Source organism: Paraburkholderia sp. J63 (genome assembly GCF_905220245.1).
In the GTDB taxonomy this organism is placed as follows: domain Bacteria; phylum Pseudomonadota; class Gammaproteobacteria; order Burkholderiales; family Burkholderiaceae; genus Paraburkholderia.
Genome location: NZ_CAJMZF010000026.1, coordinates 79,933 through 96,264, shown reverse-complemented (window position 1 = coordinate 96,264; position 16,332 = coordinate 79,933). Strand labels below are relative to the sequence as shown.

16 protein-coding genes are annotated in these 16,332 nt (G+C 68.5%); 6 read left to right on the top strand and 10 right to left on the bottom strand.

The window, feature by feature from the left end:
* Positions 1-58: 58 nt before the first annotated feature.
* From U5775_RS25065 to U5775_RS25050, 4 genes are read left to right on the top strand one after another with little or no spacing between them, the layout of a single operon-like run.
* Positions 59-1,321 carry an efflux RND transporter periplasmic adaptor subunit gene (locus U5775_RS25065; protein WP_322060789.1) on the top strand — a complete coding sequence of 421 codons (1,263 nt, stop codon included), beginning with the start codon at positions 59-61 and terminating at the stop codon, positions 1,319-1,321.
* The gene (locus U5775_RS25060; protein ID WP_415913647.1) at positions 1,318-2,853 is read left to right on the top strand and encodes an efflux transporter outer membrane subunit; all 1,536 of its coding nucleotides are present in this window, start codon (positions 1,318-1,320) and stop codon (positions 2,851-2,853) included. The genes U5775_RS25065 and U5775_RS25060 overlap by 4 nt, the downstream gene beginning before the upstream one ends.
* A gap of 2 nt (positions 2,854-2,855) precedes the next feature.
* Positions 2,856-3,563: a heavy metal response regulator transcription factor gene (locus U5775_RS25055; protein ID WP_322060788.1), complete on the top strand. Its 708-nt coding sequence runs from the start codon at positions 2,856-2,858 to the stop codon at positions 3,561-3,563.
* Positions 3,560-5,005, top strand: coding sequence for a heavy metal sensor histidine kinase (locus U5775_RS25050; RefSeq protein ID WP_322060787.1), 1,446 nt, complete (start codon positions 3,560-3,562; stop codon positions 5,003-5,005). The genes U5775_RS25055 and U5775_RS25050 overlap by 4 nt, the downstream gene beginning before the upstream one ends.
* A gap of 10 nt (positions 5,006-5,015) precedes the next feature.
* On the opposite strand, the gene U5775_RS25045 is transcribed toward U5775_RS25050, so the two are convergent.
* Together U5775_RS25045 and U5775_RS25040 are read right to left on the bottom strand one after the other, a co-directional pair.
* Entirely contained in the window at positions 5,016-6,113 is a 1,098-nt protein-coding gene (locus tag U5775_RS25045) for an AI-2E family transporter (protein WP_322060786.1), read from the bottom strand.
* Positions 6,114-6,345: 232 nt separating this feature from the next.
* Positions 6,346-7,503, bottom strand: coding sequence for a metallophosphoesterase (locus tag U5775_RS25040; RefSeq protein ID WP_322060785.1), 1,158 nt, complete (start codon positions 7,501-7,503; stop codon positions 6,346-6,348).
* Positions 7,504-8,012: 509 nt separating this feature from the next.
* On the opposite strand from U5775_RS25040, the gene U5775_RS25035 reads away from it, so the two are divergent.
* Together U5775_RS25035 and U5775_RS25030 are read left to right on the top strand one after the other, a co-directional pair.
* Positions 8,013-8,336: a hypothetical protein gene (locus U5775_RS25035; RefSeq protein WP_322060784.1), complete on the top strand. Its 324-nt coding sequence runs from the start codon at positions 8,013-8,015 to the stop codon at positions 8,334-8,336.
* A 43-nt stretch (positions 8,337-8,379) separates the two neighbouring features.
* Positions 8,380-8,979 (top strand): alpha-ketoglutarate-dependent dioxygenase AlkB family protein, encoded by a 600-nt coding sequence (locus U5775_RS25030; RefSeq protein WP_322060783.1) that lies wholly within the window; start codon positions 8,380-8,382, stop codon positions 8,977-8,979.
* Positions 8,980-9,134: 155 nt separating this feature from the next.
* On the opposite strand, the gene mdcH is transcribed toward U5775_RS25030, so the two are convergent.
* The 8 genes from mdcH to U5775_RS24990 are packed head-to-tail and all read right to left on the bottom strand — an operon-like array spanning position 9,135 to position 16,278.
* Positions 9,135-10,070 carry a malonate decarboxylase subunit epsilon gene (gene mdcH / locus U5775_RS25025; RefSeq protein ID WP_322060782.1) on the bottom strand — a complete coding sequence of 312 codons (936 nt, stop codon included), beginning with the start codon at positions 10,068-10,070 and terminating at the stop codon, positions 9,135-9,137.
* Complete coding sequence (locus U5775_RS25020) at positions 10,067-10,753, bottom strand: malonate decarboxylase holo-ACP synthase (RefSeq protein ID WP_322060781.1); 687 nt, start codon at positions 10,751-10,753, stop codon at positions 10,067-10,069. The genes mdcH and U5775_RS25020 overlap by 4 nt, the downstream gene beginning before the upstream one ends.
* A complete protein-coding gene (gene mdcE, locus U5775_RS25015; protein WP_322060780.1) occupies positions 10,753-11,574 on the bottom strand; it encodes a biotin-independent malonate decarboxylase subunit gamma in 822 nt (273 codons plus the stop codon). Before mdcE ends, U5775_RS25020 begins: the two co-directional genes overlap by 1 nt.
* Positions 11,571-12,449, bottom strand: a complete 879-nt coding sequence (locus U5775_RS25010) for a biotin-independent malonate decarboxylase subunit beta (protein WP_322060779.1) — start codon at positions 12,447-12,449, stop codon at positions 11,571-11,573. Before U5775_RS25010 ends, mdcE begins: the two co-directional genes overlap by 4 nt.
* The gene (locus U5775_RS25005; RefSeq protein WP_322060778.1) at positions 12,446-12,760 is read right to left on the bottom strand and encodes a malonate decarboxylase subunit delta; all 315 of its coding nucleotides are present in this window, start codon (positions 12,758-12,760) and stop codon (positions 12,446-12,448) included. Before U5775_RS25005 ends, U5775_RS25010 begins: the two co-directional genes overlap by 4 nt.
* On the bottom strand, positions 12,748-13,740 hold the full coding sequence (locus tag U5775_RS25000; RefSeq protein ID WP_322060777.1) for a triphosphoribosyl-dephospho-CoA synthase: 993 nt from the start codon (positions 13,738-13,740) through the stop codon (positions 12,748-12,750). The genes U5775_RS25005 and U5775_RS25000 overlap by 13 nt, the downstream gene beginning before the upstream one ends.
* Positions 13,741-13,745: 5 nt before the next feature.
* Entirely contained in the window at positions 13,746-15,437 is a 1,692-nt protein-coding gene (gene mdcA / locus U5775_RS24995) for a malonate decarboxylase subunit alpha (RefSeq protein WP_322060776.1), read from the bottom strand.
* A complete protein-coding gene (locus U5775_RS24990) occupies positions 15,421-16,278 on the bottom strand; it encodes a GntR family transcriptional regulator (RefSeq protein WP_322060775.1) in 858 nt (285 codons plus the stop codon). The genes mdcA and U5775_RS24990 overlap by 17 nt, the downstream gene beginning before the upstream one ends.
* Positions 16,279-16,332: the final 54 nt, after the last annotated feature.

Genomic DNA, 16,332 nt, shown 5'->3' with positions numbered 1-16,332 from the left:
CGTTGAGCTTGTCGAGCCCATACGCGCGCCAACCGGATACGCTTTCCTGGTCGAAGACATGAACGAACCTCACCACCACTCATCCCTCGACATCGCCGTGGGCGGCGATCAAGGCATGGATCTACCCGGACGCGCGCAGGCAGGCAGACGCGCGCGCATCGCGGTGATCATCGTCGCGTTGCTGCTCGCGGCCGGCGCCGCGCGCACGATCGTCTCCAACGTAATGAACGCCCATCATCTCGCCGATGTCACGAAGCAGAACGCGAAGCAGTACGTGAGCGTCGTGCAGCCCGTCGCGGCTGGCGCGGACGGCCGCATCGTGCTGCCGGGCACGCTGCGCGGCTACGTGGAGGCGCCGATCTATTCGCGCGCGAACGGCTATGTGCTCAAGTGGTACGCCGATATCGGCGCGCACGTCCAGCAAGGGCAACTGCTCGCCGATATCGATACGCCCGAGATCGACCAGGAGCTCGCGCAGGCGCAGGCCCAGCGCGATCAGTCGGCATCGACGCTCGCGCTCGCGAAGACCTCGTTCGACCGCGCGCAGCAGTTGCGCCAGCGCGATGCGGTTTCGCAGCAGGAGCTCGACGACCGCCAGGGCGCATACAACCAGGACGTGGCGAACGTGGCGGCAGCGGACGCCAACGTGCGCCGCCTGCAGCAGATGAAGTCGTTCCAGCGTATCGTCGCGCCCATCACGGGCGTGATCACGCAGCGCAACGTCGATATCGGCGACCTCGTGAATGCGGGTAACGGTGGCGCCGGGCGCGCGCTCTTCGCGATTGCGCAGTCCGATCCGTTGCGTCTCTATCTCGACGTGCCGCAGACCTATGCCAACCAGGTGGCCATCGGCCAGCATGTGAGCGTGACCGAGCAGGAGCTGCCCGGCGTGACGTTCGACGGCACGCTCACGCGTACCGCGCAGGCCATCGACGTGGCCACGCGCACCTTGCAGGTCGAGATCACGCTGCCCAATCACGACGGCAAGTTGCTGCCGGGCGCCTATGTGCAGGCGGCGCTGCAAACCGATTCGAAGGGACTCCTGACGGTTCCGGGCAACACGCTGCTGTTTCGCGCGGAAGGTCCGCGCCTCGCGGTCGTGGACGCGCAAGGCAAGATCAAGCTCAAGCCCGTCGAGATCGCCCAGGATCTCGGGCAGACGCTCGAAATCAGCCGCGGGCTCGATCCGGGCGATCGCGTCGTGCTGAACCCGAGCGACTCGATCGCCGATGGCGACAGCGTCGTGGTGGTCGCGCCGCGCAAGAGCGGCGCTGCCGGGGCTACGGGTGCGAGCCAGGCGGCCCAACGAGGCACCACGTGAGCGCCGCAAGGCTCATCAGGCGCGGCCTGCGGTGCCGTGCGCGCACGACGGCCACGGCGCTCGCCACGCTCGGCGTGGCGGGGCTGGCCGCGTGCACGGTCGGCCCCGACTATCACGCGCCGCAGACGGCGAGTCCCGCCGCCTGGCGCATCGACCCCGCCGACGCGTACTGGCACGCGGCGCAGCCCTCGCACGCGCCGCTCGATCCGCAGTGGTGGGCGGTGTTCGGCAACGCGGAGCTGGACGGCCTGGAAACCCAGGCGCTCGCAGAAAACCAGACCTTGCGCATCGCGGTTGCGCACTACGAGCAGGCGCGCGCGACCCTGGCTTCGGTGTCCTCGCAACAGGCGCCGCAGGTGTCGCTGGATGCGAGCCTCGCCCGCGCGCGCGTCTCCGCGAACCGTCCGCAGCTGACCTACGTGACGCCGAACATGTCGACCGTGCAGAACGACGTCGCCGTGGGGCCGACCATCAGCTACGAGCTCGACCTGTTCGGGCGCATCCGGCGCATGGTGGAGTCGGCGCAGGCCTCGGCGCAGCAGGCCGGCGACGATCTCGCCAATGCGCGCCTCGTGCTCACCGCGGAGCTGGCGACCGATTACTTCGCGCTGCGCGAGCTCGACGACGAAGTCGACGTGGTGAACCGCTCGGTGGCGCTGCAGCAAAAGGCGCTCGATTTCGTGAACGCGCAACACGATCTGGGCGCGGTCTCGGGCCTCGAACTGCTGCAGCAGAAGGCGCAGCTCGACGCCACGCAGACCCAGCTTCAATTGCTCGACAACCAACGCCAGCAGGACGAGCACGCCATTGCCGTGCTGATCGGCAAGCCCGCGCCCGAGTTCGCGCTCGCGCCGCAGGTTACGCCGCTGCCCGCGCCCGTGCTGCCGGCGGCCCTGCCGAGCGAGCTGCTGCAGCGGCGTCCCGACGTGGCCTCGGCGGAGCGCGCGATGGCCGCGGCCAATGCGCAGATCGGCGTGGCGCGCTCGGCGTATTTCCCCGACATCACGCTCTCGCCCACGCTGGGCTGGGAATCCACGCGCTTCGGCAATCTTTTCACGGCGCCGAGCCTGATGTGGTCGCTCGGCGCGACGGCGGGCGAGCTGCTGTTCGACGGCGGCAAGCGCGCGGCCGGCGTCGACTATGCGCAGGCGGGCTACGAGTCGGCACAGGCTTCGTATCGGCAGACAGTGCTCACCGCCTTCCAGGAGGTGCAAAATGCGGTGACGGGGCTTTCGGTGCTCGACCGCGCGGCGGCGAACGGCCAGGCCGCCGTGGACGACGCGCGCAAGTCCTTCGATCTCGCCAGCGACCGCTACCAGGGCGGCCTCGTGGCGTTCATCGACGTGCTCAACTCTGAGCAGCAATTGCTTGCCAGCGAGCGCCAGGAGGTGCAGATTCACGGACAGCAGGCGGCGACCGTGGTCTATCTGGCGAAGGCGCTGGGCGGCGGCTGGAGCGCGGACGAGCGCGCGCTCGCCTGCAGTGCCGGCACTTGCCGCGAGGTGCGGGCGGACGCAACGCCGGGAGGATGATAATGAAAGTATTGGTGATCGAAGACGAGCGCAAGGTCGTGGACTACCTGCGCAGCGGGTTGAGCGAGCAGGGCTGGGTGGTCGACGTCGCGATGGACGGCGAAGAGGGCGCATGGATGGCGACCGAGTACGACTTCGACGTGATCGTGCTCGACGTGATGCTGCCGAAGCTCGACGGCTTCGGCGTGCTGCGCGCGGTGCGCGCGAAGAAGGAAACGCCCGTCATCATGCTGACCGCGCGCGACCGCGTGGACGACCGCGTGCATGGCCTGCGCGACGGCGCCGACGACTATCTGACCAAGCCGTTCTCGTTCCTCGAACTGGTCGAGCGGCTGCGCGCGCTCACGCGCCGCGCACGCGCCCAGGAATCCACGCTCATTTCCGTGGGCGACTTGCAGGTGGACCTCATCAGCCGCCGCGCGACGCGCGACGGCGTGCGGCTCGACCTCACGGCCAAGGAGTTTCAGCTGCTTTCGGTGCTCGCGCGGCGGCGCGGCGAGATTCTCTCGAAGACGCTCATCACCGAGCTCGTGTGGGACGTGAACTTCGAGAGCAATGCCAATGTGGTGGAGACGGCCATCAAGCGGCTGCGCGCGAAGCTCGACGGCCCGCACGCGGCCAAGCTGCTGCATACGATACGCGGCATGGGCTACGTGCTCGAAATGCGCGACGCGCGCGACGTGCGCGAGGACGGAGGCCCGGCATCATGAAGCGCTCGATCTCGCTGCGGCTTTCGGCGATGTTCGCAGCGGTGTCGTTGATCGTGTTCACGCTCACCGGCGCGGGGCTCTTTCTGCTGATGCAGCACCAGCTCTTTAACGAGCTGCGCGAAACGCTCGACACGCGCGCGCGCATCGCGGGCCTGATCGTTGCGCATGCACCGGACGTCAAGAAATGGGCCTTCGTGCAGGAGAAGCTGCGCGATCTTTCGCCCTCTGATAGCCGCATGCATTATTACGTCGAAGGCCCCGACCCGCGCTTTCGCTTCGGCGCGCCCATCGTCGGCAAGATCATGGGCAACGTCGGGCCGAATCATCCGCTCGTGCGGCCCGCGGGCTGCAATTACGATCTGATCGTCACGAGCATGATGGTGCCCGCGAGCGGCGACCGGCCCGAGGTGAAGCTCGTGGTGGCGAGCGACTGCGTGCGTACCGAAAGCATGCTGCGGCACTTCGGCATCGCGCTGGGCGCGCTGATCGCGCTCTCGACCATCGCGGTGGCGCTCCTGAGCCGCGCGGTCACGCGCTTCGGTCTCGCGCCGCTCACGCGGCTCTCGCGCGAGGCCGCGCAACTGAGTCCCTCGAACCGCCGCCAGCGCCTGCACTCGGGCGAGCTGCCCGAGGAGCTTCACGAACTCGCCACCTCATTCAACGGCGCGCTGGAGCGGCTCGACAAAGCCTACGAGCGCCTCGAATCGTTTAACGCCGACGTCGCGCACGAGCTGCGCACGCCCGTGAGCATCCTGATCGGCCAGACCCAGGTGGCGCTCACGCGCGACCGCTCGGTCGAGCAGTTGCAGCAGACGCTCCAGTCGAATCTTGAGGAATTCGAACGATTGCGCGTGATCGTCAACGACATGCTGTTCCTCTCGCGCAGCGACCGCGGCGAGCGTGCGACCGAACTCACGGAGATCTCGTTGCGCGCCGAAGTCGAGCGCATGCTGGAGTTCCTCGAGATGCCGCTCGAAGAAGCGCAATTGACCGTGCAGGTGCAGGGCGATGCGCGCGCGTGGGTGAACACCTCGCTGATCGGCCGCGCGGTGAGCAATCTGTTCGTGAACGCGATCCAGCACTCGCCGCCGGGGACCTTGCTGCAGGCGACCATCGCGCCGCAGAACGGCCATGTCGAGATTGCCGTGTCGAATCCCGGCGAGCCGCTCGATCCGGTCGTGCGCGAGCATATTTTCGACCGCTTCTACCGCATTCAGGAAGCGCGCTCGAATAGCCACGAGAACCACGGCCTCGGGCTTTCCATCGTCAAGGCCGTGGCGGAGATGCACGGCGGCACGGTATTCGTGCGGAGTGCGAACGGTGTCAATACGTTCGGCTTCTCGGTGGCTGCGCAGGGCGGCGACGCGGCGAGCGCCGCGCCCGTGGTGCCCGAGCTCGCGCACCAGGGGCGCGCGGGACTGCCGCTGCACATCTCGTCCTGAGCGCGTGCCCCTAGACCAGGTCGTCGTCCGCTTGCTGGCCGGCGGCGTCGTCGTGGTGCTGGTGCTGGTCGCGGCGCAGCAGATCCCAGCAGCTGATGAAGAGCGCGGCAATCAGCGGCCCGATCACGAAGCCATTGATGCCCATGAGCGAGATGCCGCCTAGCGTCGAGATCAGCACGACCCAGTCGGGCAGGCGAGTGTCCTTGCCCACCAGCACGGGACGCAGCACGTTGTCCACGGTGCCGATCACGAGCGTGCCGAACAGCACGAGACCGATGCCCTTGGCGAGCGCGCCCGTCGAGATGAAGTAGATGGCGATGGGCACCCACACGAGCGCGGCGCCCACCGCGGGCAGCAGCGAGAGCAGCATCATCACGAAGCCCCACAGCAGCGCGCCCTGAATGCCCAGCACCGCGAGCGCAATGCCGCCCAGCGCGCCCTGCACGAACGCCACGGCCACATTGCCCTTCACGGTCGCGCGGATCACGGTCGTGAACTTGCGGATCAGATGCTGCTTGTGCAGTTCGTCGAGCGGGATCGCATCGCGTACGAGCCGCGAAATCTCGCGGCCGTCGCGCAGGAGGAAGAAGAACATGTAGAGCATCACGCAGAAGCTCACCATGACCTGCACTGTGATTTGCCCGACGCTCAGCGCGCGCGTGGCGAGGAACTGGCTGATTTGCGCGGCGGCCGCCGAAAGACGCTGCTGGAGGCCGGGCAGGTCCATCAGGTCGTAGCGCGCGAGCAGGTTTTGCACCGACTGCGGCAGCGCATGCACGATCTGGCTGAAGTAGGCGCCGACGTCGAGACTGCCCGAGCGCACCTGTGCATACGCATAGCCGACCTGCTGGATCAGCGTACCGGCCACGAGCGTGAGCGGGAAGATCACGATGACGAGACAGATCATCAGCGTGATGAACGCGGCGAGATTGCGCCGCCGCCCGAGGCGCGCGACGATGCGGCGCTGCACGGGCTGGAAGATCAGCGCGAGTATCGCGCCCCACAGCACGGTGCTGAAGAACGGCGCGAGCACGAAGCACAGCGCGATGGAGACGACGAAGAGCAGCAGATAGAACGCGCTCTGGTGGAGGTGCTTGTTGCCGTCCATGGGCGATCGATTCCTTTGGGTTCCGGGCAAGCGCAAACCCGTGCGAACGGGTGGCGTGATTGCCGTTCATGATACGGCCTCGCGCGAGCCGCTGGCGGCAGGCTGCGCGCCGCCGGTGTCACATGGGCAGCGGCGTTTTTCGCGAGGCGCGAAGCAGGGGGCATTCTGCGGCGCTGCGGGCGTGATCTGGTTGCGCGCGCAACGGCTATGGCGGCGGAATCAGGCGGCCAGTTCAACGCGCGCCGACGAGCCGCACGCGCGTAATCTCCGAAGGTGCGCCGAGCCGCTTGGGCGGCCCCCAGTAGCCGGTGCCGCGGCTCGTGTAGACCCACAGGCTGCCGAGTTTTTCGAGGCCCGCCGTGAACGGCTGCTGGAGCCGCACGAGAAAATTCCACGGGAAGATCTGGCCGCCATGCGTGTGGCCCGAGAGCTGCAGCGTGTAGCCCGCGTCGGCGGCGGCATGCGCGGTGCGCGGCTGATGGGCGAGCAGGACGCGCGTGTTCACGTCGGCGGGCGCGCCGCGCAGGGCGCCCTGCGGATCGCTGCGGTGCGCGGGATCGAAGTTGCCGCCCGTGTAATCGGTCACGCCCGCGAGCACGAGCCGCGCGCCATCGTGCTCGATCACCACGTGCTGATTCATCAGCACCGTGAGGCCGATGCGCCGGAACTCGGCGACCCAGGCGTCGGCGCCCGAGTAGTACTCGTGATTGCCGGTGACGAGGTAGACGCCATGATGCGATGCGAGCCGTCCGAGCGGCGCCGTGTGATTCGAGAGATGCTGCACGCTGCCGTCCACCACGTCGCCCGTGATGGCCACTACGTCGGCGTCGAGCTGGTTCACGGCGCGCACGATCGCATCGACGTAATCGTGCTTGATGGTGGGCCCCACGTGGATGTCGCTTAGCTGCACGATCGTGAAGCCGTCGAGCGCGGCAGGCAGCCCGCGGATCGGCACGTCGACGCTGCGCACGCGTGCGCGCCGCCGGGCGTTGAAAAAGCCGAACCCGGTCGAGCAGAACGCGAGCACGACGACGGCCGCGGCGCTACCCGTGCGCCAGCTCGCGAGATCGACGGCGCGCGGCCAGATCGAAGCGACCGTCATGAGCGAGGCGAGCACGAGGTCGCGCACGATCGTGAGCATGAGCAGCGACGAGAAGAATCCCATCGCGAGCATGCCGGCCCATGCGAGGCGGTCGCCGAGCGGCTGACGCTTGATGCGGCGCGCGAGCATGCCGGGCGGAATCACCAGCACGGACAGCACGAGCCACAGCGCGGCGAGCCATTTGCCCGCGGCGGGCACGGGCAGATCGGGAATCAGCCGGAAGCCGACATAGAGGTGCAATAGCACGCCTATGGAAATGAAGCGGACCAGAAAGGAGAGTCGGGGCATGTCGGGCCGATGGTGAGCTCGGGAAACTGGGGCAACGCAATGGGAAGCGCGGGCGCGGACATACGTTGCACCGCAACGCGCGGGCGGCTTGTGCGGGGCAGGCGGCGCGTGTTGCATGGCCCGCGAGGGGATTCGTGCCGACGCACTGGCTCGCGCATCCGAGGCATTCTACCGGCAGCGCAATGTTCGTGCCGGAGCGGGGCGGGTGCCCCGTCGGCGCGCCGCAGCAGCGCGTGCGAAGGCGCGGCGCAGGCGCCTTTCGGCGCTCGCAGCAAGCCCGCGGGGCTCATGCACTGACTGCGCAAATGAAGCGAACCAAAGCAAACCGCCGCCCAATGGTCCGGTGCGGCGCTGCGGCATAACCCTGGATTGCCAAGCTCGGCGCGCCGTCGCACTATTTTCTTGCGGGCCTGTGTGCGCTATTAAACGTTCATTGAATCGGCCCGACCGATGGACTATGCTCGAATCGAGGCCCGTGCGGTTTCGGGCGCTCTGGGGGGAGACGGGTCATGAAAATCACCAGGCCGGCTGTGCAAGGGCTTCATGGTCGTCATGTGGGTCACGAGGGCAGTCACGTCATGCTGCCGATGGTCGTGCTGTCGATCATGGCCGTGGCGCTGTATTTCGCGGTCAGGCACGTCGACATCCTCGAGATCGGCCGCAGCGCGCTATTCGACGTCGTGATGGTGTTCGTCGCGCTCGGCATCGCGGGGTTTTTCGGCGTGGTGGGGGCGTGGCTGCGCTCGCGCACGACCGACGAGCCACCCGAGGGCTTTTGCTTCGTGGGCGCGCTGATCGGCGCGGCCGTGTTCTATATCGCGCTGCTGACCTGAGGCGGCCGCCGCTTTTGCTGCTCTGTTGCTGCTGTCGCTGCCGATGTTCGATCTTTTCGACGATACCCCGCAACCCGACGTCGACTGGCATCCCGCGTGGCTCGCCCCCGCGGCGGCGGCCGCATGGCTGGCGCGCATCGTCGCCGAAACGGACTGGCGGCAGGAGCGCATCCGCACGCCGGGCGGTTGGGTCGACCAGCCGCGCCTGACCGCATGGCAGGGCGACCCCGGCGCCGTCTATATCTATTCGGGCATCCGCAACGAGCCGCAGCCCTGGACGCCGGCCGTAGCCGAGTTGCGCGACGCCCTTGCCGCGCTCTGCGGCGTGCGCTTCAACAGCGTGCTGCTCAACCGCTACCGCAGCGGCACGGACAGCATGGGCTGGCACGCCGACCACGAACCCGAGCTCGGCCCGCAGCCCGTGATCGCCTCGCTGAGCCTCGGCGCGACGCGCCGTTTCGACTTGCGCCACAACGCGAGCGGCGTGACGCGCTCATTCCCGCTTTCGAGCGGCAGCCTGCTCGTGATGCGCGGCAAGACCCAGGCGCAGTGGCGCCACCGCGTGCCGAAGGAGCCTGCGGTGAGCGGGGAACGGGTGAATCTCACGTTTCGGGTGGTGATGCCTGAATTGCGCAAGAAGTAGGTGAGTTGGCGCGTTTTGCCGGAAAGTTGGGCGATGCTGCGCTGCGGGTCAGGCGCTGTCAGACGCGCTGTCAGACGATATCGCGCTAAAAAGTGAATTCAACTTTATGCGCATAAATATTTAATTCGCGGATTCGCCGATCCCCGGGCAAGTAATCAATCGACGCCGAGACGCCGCCGCACCGTGGCCGCGAGCCGGTCGAGCGGCAGCGTGGACGCGCTCAAGGCCGCGACTTCGGGGTAATGCTCGCGCGCGATGTCGGTGAGCACCTGGCCCGGCGGCGCTTCGACCAGAACCGTCGCGCCCGACTCGATCATGACCGTGAGCGCATCGAACCAGAGCACGGTGTAGCGCATATTGGTGGCGAGGTCGGCGCGGATTGCCTCTCCGTCATGGAGCGGCCGGCCGCCGCGATTGTCGACGTAGACGCCTTCGGGCGAGCGAAACGGAATATCGCGCGACCACGCCACGAGCTGCTCCGTCGCATCGGCCAATAGTTCGCAATGCGAAGGAACGGAAACCGCGAGGCGTTGCGCCTTGCGTGCGCCCGCCGCGAGCGCGCGCGTCGCGAACGCTTCGAGCGCCGTGTCGGCGCCGGCCACGACAATCTGGCGCGGCGCGTTGACGTTGGCCACGTAGATGCGTTCTCCGCCGTCCTGTGTATGTGCATTGATGAGCGTCTCGACCTGCGTCTCGCTGAGCCCCGAAATGGCCGTGAGGCCATAGCCCGACGGCCACGCGGATTCCATCAGCTCGGCGCGCTTTTTCACCATGCGCAGGGCATCGGCGAAGTCGAGCGCGCCGCAGCACACGGCAGCGGGATAAGCGCCTACCGAGAGCCCGGCGCTGAATTGCGGCGTCAGCCCCATCTGGGCGAGCGCGCGGGCGTGCGCCACGCCGGCCACCACGAGGCCGATTTGTACCGCGACGGTCGATTGCAGCGCTTCTGCGCTATCGAGCGCCAGCACGTCGGTGCCGAGCGTTGCCGAGGCTTCGTCGAGCGTGGCGCGCACGACCGCGTACTCGGGCAGCCGGTGCAGGAAGCCGGGGCTTTGCGCGCCCTGGCCGGGAAAAAGGCAGGCGAGGCTCATGAGGATTGCCAGGGATCCGCGACGAGGCGCACGCCATCGCTCGCGCGTGCGAGCACGCGCGTCTTGCCATGCGCCAACTGCGCGAGCTCGGCGAGCGCGATGCCGCCCGCAGGCGTTTCCACCTGGGCGTCCACGCGCGTGCCGGCGCGCTGCGCAGCCTGCGCGAGAGCAGAGGCGAGCGCTTCTATCGTTGCCGCATCGCCGCGTTGGGGCATGCGGATCAGCACGTCGAGATCGCTGGATTCGCTGAGCGTGGGGACTTGCGCGGCCAGCTCGAAGCCCGCGCTGCCCGTCGGTCCCCAGACGAAATCGTGCAGGACGCTCGGCGTCTCGCGCAGCGTCGCGAGGGCCACGAATGCCGCGAGCGCGGCGCGTTCGGGCGCGGGCATTGCCGCAAGCAAAGATTCGGGAGACAACGATGATTCGATATCCTCAACATTGATCCATGTCCCGAAGCGCTCGGCGCGAGTGGCGCCGCGCACGCCCGCCGCCACGAATTCCGCCGCGGCTTGGGCGCGGCGCACGACCGCAAACGGCGCGCGGGCGATGGCGGCGCGCAACCAGCCCGGCTCGCTTTCCACTGGCGTGAGGCGCTTGAGCCGCAACAGATCGTGCGCGCGCCAGCGCGCGTCGTCGGCGCGCGGGGCGTCGGGCGCGAACGGCGGCGCGGCGCACACTCGCATCAGCTCGCGTCCCACTGTTGCGCGAGCCGCTTGCGCACCTCGATCGACGCCGCGCGCGTGCGTTGCGCCGCGTCGCCCTGCAGCCGATGGGCGAGGCCGCTCGAGTCGGCGCGCGCCTCGCGCACCCTTCGCGCCAGCACCTCGCGCACGCGCGCGACTTGCGCGTCATCGGGCGCATCGGCATCGACGCCCGCGATCAATTCGTCGAGCAGGCCGAGCTTCGCGAACGAGGCCATCGAATACGACATCGGCACGATCGTCTCGCCGAGTGCATCGAGGTCTTCGACGCTGCGCCGCGTGACGCGCGCCGCCGCTTCCTTGCCCATCGCGTGCACCATCGTGCCGGGCGCGTCGAGCGCGACGATGCGGTTCGCCTGATAGCCGTGCGCGAGGAACGCGCCCGACATGGCCGGACCAACAATCAGGGCTACTACGGGATGCCCCGCGAGACGCGCGCTCGCATAGGCGTCAACAGCCGCGGCGCAGGCGAGGTGAATGCCGAGCATCTCCTCGCGATAGCCGTATGCCTGGCTCTTCACATCGACGATGGCGATGATTGGGCGGCGCGTGGCGCTTCCGGCATCGGCGGCAATCGCTTCGCGCACGGCCTGCGCGAGCCGCCAGCCTTGTTCGAGGCCGACCACGTTGTCGCGCGCGCGTGGGAAGCGGTTATCGGGATCGGGCGCGACGGTGATGAAGCGCGCGGTCTCGCCGTCGAGCGGCGCATCGGCATATTGCACGCAAGGGGCGCAGGCATCGCCCGGCGCGCCTGCGAGTGCGCGCAGCCACCGCGCGCCACGGCTCAAATTCGTATCGCTCATGCGGGCTCTCCGTGCGCACTGGAAGACGATGACGTGCCGAACATCGCGCCCATCGTTGCGGGCGAGACGCTGGCGGGATCGATTTGCGCGAGCTTCGCGAGCGTGGCGTCGACCTGTTCGGTGCGATGCGCGGGCGGCACGCCGCGTGCGAATGCGGCGCGCACGGCCGCGCGCACGTCGTCGACGGCATCGTCCACGAGCGCATCGGCGTAACCGGTGCGCGCGCGCTGCTCGCCGCCGATCAACTGCCATACGTGGCGGCGGTCGCTCGAATCGAGTTCTTCGATGCCGGCTTCCTGCTCGATCACTTCGGGGCCGTTCATGCCGAGGCGTCCTTGCTTCGTCATCACGAGCGACGAGCACAGCGCCGCCGCGAGCGACATGCCGCCGAAGCAGCCCACCATGCCCGCGATCACGCCGACCACGGGCACGTGGCGGCGCAGAGCGACGATGGCCGACTGGATTTCGGCGATCACGGCGAGGCCGAGATTGGCTTCCTGCAGGCGCACGCCGCCGGTCTCGAACAGCACGACGGGGCGCACGAGCGTGCCGCGCTCGCAGTCGGCGAGCGCGAGTTCGAGCGCGCCCGCGATCTTGCTGCCCGATACCTCGCCGATGCTGCCGCCCTGGAACGCCGACTCGATCGCGCACACGACAGCGGGCTCGCCGTCGAGCGTGCCGCGTGCGATCACGGCACCGTCGTCGGCCTGGCAGACGATGCCCTGCAGCGGCAGCCACGGCGATTCGATGCGGTCGAACGGGCCAAGCAGCTCGCGGAAGCTTCCCTTGTCGAGCACGGCGGCGGCGCGCTCGCGCGCGCTCAATTCGATGAAGCTCTCGCGCAGCAGAGTTTGCGTATTCGTGCCCGCGCTCATGCGTTGCCTCCTTGTGCGCCGTCCTGGGCTGCTTCCACGGCTTCGGCAAGCCGCAGCGCGACGACGCCGGGCGTCGCGCCGAAGTCGTTGATCTCGATGAGCGCCGCGCCGTCGTAGCGCGTGAAGAAGCGGTCGAGCACGCTCTTCCAGATGTGGCTGTAGCCGTCCACGCTCGTGTGCACGACCACGCGCGCCTGCATGTCGCCGGCGGGCTGCAGCAGCACTTCCAGATCGCCCGAGCCCACCACGCCCACGTGGGCGCGCGTCGTCACGGCGCGTTGCGCCGGATAGTCGAATGTCAGTTGTTCCATGAAACCGTCCTCCCGCCGATGCGGTGGTGAACCAGTCTGTCGATGAAGAGCGTCGCGGCGAGCAGATCGGCCGCGCCGCCCGGCGATGCGTTGAGCGCGAGCAGCGCGCGTTCGAGCGCGTCGAATGCGGCGCGGCCCGCACGCGTGGCGATGCCGCCCGCGTCGCGCACGCGCTGTGCGCCGGCCTGCGCGGCCTCGCGGCCCGCGAGGCCCGCGCGGTGCAGCACGCAGGTGTCGTCGAGCGAGGCCATGATCGCGAGGAGCGCATCCACGCGCGCCGCCGCTTCGTCGTGCCCTTGCGTGCGCGCCGCGTGAAGCGCGGGCAAGCCCACGCAGATCACGTGCGGAAAGCCGTCTTGCGCTTCGCGCCGCGCGCCGCCCACGTTGTAGCGCTGGCGCACGCGTTCGCCGTTGCTTTGCGCGGGCTGCACGGCGGGCGCGAGCAGATCGTCGAAGCGCGCGATCTGCGCCGCCGTTTCGGCGATTTCAGCGGCGTGCGAGAGGCCGCCCGGCGCCTGCATATTCGCGCCAATCGATGGCGTGTGCATGATAGTTGCGCCCGCAACCAGAAGGCCGACGATCCAGATCGCGCCGCGATGCGCGTTGCTGCCGCCCGTTGCGCGCATCATTGCGGCTTCGCCGGCGCGGCCAATGCGTGCGAGATCGGTGCGCAGCGCGCGGCCCGGCGAGGCGCCGCGCGATGCGCGCGCGAGCGCTTCGAATGTGGGTTCGAGCGCGTGCGCGGAACGCAGCATCGTCGCGAGGTCGAGATCGACGTGCGCGCCGCTGCCGCGCGCGTCCACGAGCGCGGGCTTGGGTGTGAGACGCGCTTCTTCGATCAGCGCATCGCGAGCGAAGCGCGCGAGTTGCGCGTCGGGGCCCAGCGCGGCATCGCCGGCGTCGCGCGCTTCACGCGACGTCGTCGTCGCCCACGAGGCCGCTGCGCCTTCGGCCAGCGTTTCCAGTGAGAGCGTGCGCATCGCGCTTACCAGCTACGGAAGCGCGCGGGCGGCGTATAGAGCCCGCCCGACCACGTCACGAGATCGTCGATGCTGCGCGCCGCGAGCAGCGAACGCTTCGCATCGCCGCGGCGAATGCCGAGATCTTCGGGGAACTGAACGATGCCGCGGCGGCGCAGTTCCTCGGTCTTCTGCGGCTCTGCGCGCAGGCCGATGGGCGTCACGCCCGCGACGGCCGCGAGCGCGGCACGCCGCTCGTCGACGCCTTCCGCGCGATGCAGATGCACGATGCCTTCCTCGGTCACGACGTGGCTCACGTCGTCGCCATAGATCATCACGGGCGCGATGGGCATGCCGCTCTTCTCGCCCACGGCGATGGCGTCGAGCTCGTCCACGAAAGTCGGCTCGCCGCCTTTCTTCCACGTCTCCACGAGCTGCACGACGAGCTTGTGGCCGCGCCCGATCGGCGATTGCGGCGCGCTCGCCTTGAGCAGCTTGAGCCACGCCTCGCTCGCGTGTCGGCGCCCGCGCGGATCGTGGCCCATGTTCGGCGCACCGCCGAAGCCCGCGAGCCGCCCGCGCGTAACCGTGGACGAGTTCGCGTCGGCGTCGATCTGCAGCGTCGAGCCGATGAAGAGGTCGACGCCATATTGCCCCGCGAGCTGGCACAGCACGCGGTTCGAGCGCAGGCTGCCATCGCTGCCCGTGAAGAACACGTCGGGGCGTGCGGCGACATAGGCCTCCATGCCTACTTCGCTGCCGAAGCAATGCACGCTCTCGACCCAGCCCGATTCGATGGCCGGAATCAGCGTGGGATGCGGATTGAGCGTCCAGTTGCGGCAGATCTTGCCCTTGAGGCCCAGCGATTCGCCATAGGTGGGCAGCAGCAGCTCGATCGCGGCCGTGTCGAAGCCGATGCCGTGATTGAGCGAGGTGATGTGGTACGGCGCGTAGATGCCCTTGATGGTCATCATCGCGGTGAGCACCTGCAGGTCGCCGATATGGCGCGGGTCGCGCGTGAAAAGCGGCTCGACCGCGAAGGGCCGGTCGGCCTGCACGACCACATCCACCCAGGAGCCCGGAATGTCCACGCGCGGCAGCTCGTCCACAATTTCGTTCACCTGAACGATCACGATGCCCTGGCTGAACGCGGCGGCTTCGGCAATCGTCGGCGTGTCCTCGGTGTTCGGGCCCGTGTAGAGATTGCCGTGGCGATCGGCTTTTTCCGCGCACAGCAGCGCGACCTGCGGAATCAGGTCGACGAACATGCGCGCGTAAAGCTCCACGTAAGTGTGGATCGCGCCCACTTCGAGCTGGCCGTCTTCGAGCAATTGCGCAACGCGCAGGCTCTGCGGACCCGCGAACGAGAAGTCCACGCGGTGCGCGATGCCGCGCTCGAACAGCGTGAGATGCTCGGGACGGCTGATGCTCGAAATCAGCAGATGAATGTTGTTGAGCTTCGCGGGATCGGCCTTCGCGAGCGAGCGCGAGAGAAAGTCGGCCTGCTTCTGGTTGTCGCCTTCGAGCGCGACGCGGTCGCCGGGGCGGATCAGCCGCTCCAGCGCTTCGGTCGTGCGCGCGGCGGGCAGCACGCCGTCTTCGAGCCAGCCGGCAATGGCGGCAAGGCGCCGGGCTTTCTCGTCGCGGCGCGTGGTCCACGAGCGCGGCGCCGCGTTGGCGAGGTCGGGCGAAGTGGGCGTTTCAGCTTGAGGCTTCATCGGGAGTTCGGCTCCGTGAGCGGGGTGTGGCGGGAGAGGCGGATGCAGCGGACGAAGACGCTGCGGTAGCGGCTCCGGCGCGCCGTTTTTTGGCGGCGGGTTGCGCCGCGGCGCGCTCGGTCAGGAAACGATAGATCAATTCGCCCGTGCCCAGCAGGTGCGCGGCCACGAGCGCCTGCGCGGCGGGGATGTCGCGCCGCTTCACGGCGGCGAGGATCTCGGCGTGCTCGGCGTCCGACTCGCCCTTGTAGGCGGGAAAGCCGAATTTCAGGCGCAGATAGCGTTCGCCGCGGCGATGCAGGGTCGCGAGCATCGCCATCAATTGCGGGCGGCCCGCGGGCGCATAGAGGCTCATATGGAAGGCCTCGTTGCGCGCCACATAAAGCGACGGGTCGGGCTCGCGCGACGCGGCGGCGGCCAGCGCGCTCACTTCGCGCAGCGTGGCGGCCGTGTGATTCGGAATCGCGAGGCCGAGCGCGAGGCTCTCCAGCGCCGAGCGGATCTCGTAGATCTCGCGGGCCTCGTCGCGCGAGAGCGACGCGACGCTCGCGCCCTTGTTGACCTCGATCCGCGCCCAGCCTTCGCTCGCGAGCTGGCGCAGCGCCTCGCGCACGGGAATCGCGCTCACCGAGAAGTGGCGCGCGATCGCGTCCTGGCGCAGCGGCGCGTCGGGCGCGAGCGTGCCCTCCACGATGGCGGTGCGCAGCGCGTCCGCGATCATGCGCGAGGTGCTGGTGCGCGGCGCCGCGCTGGCGGGCAGGCCCGGCAACGCGTGCGGTGCCGGCTGCGCGGCATCGGTGGCGCTGCCTTCCAGGGGAAAACCATTCGTTGCGTGGCTCATAAGATCAAATATTATATATAAAACGAGCATGTTGGAAGTCTCGATAACCCGATA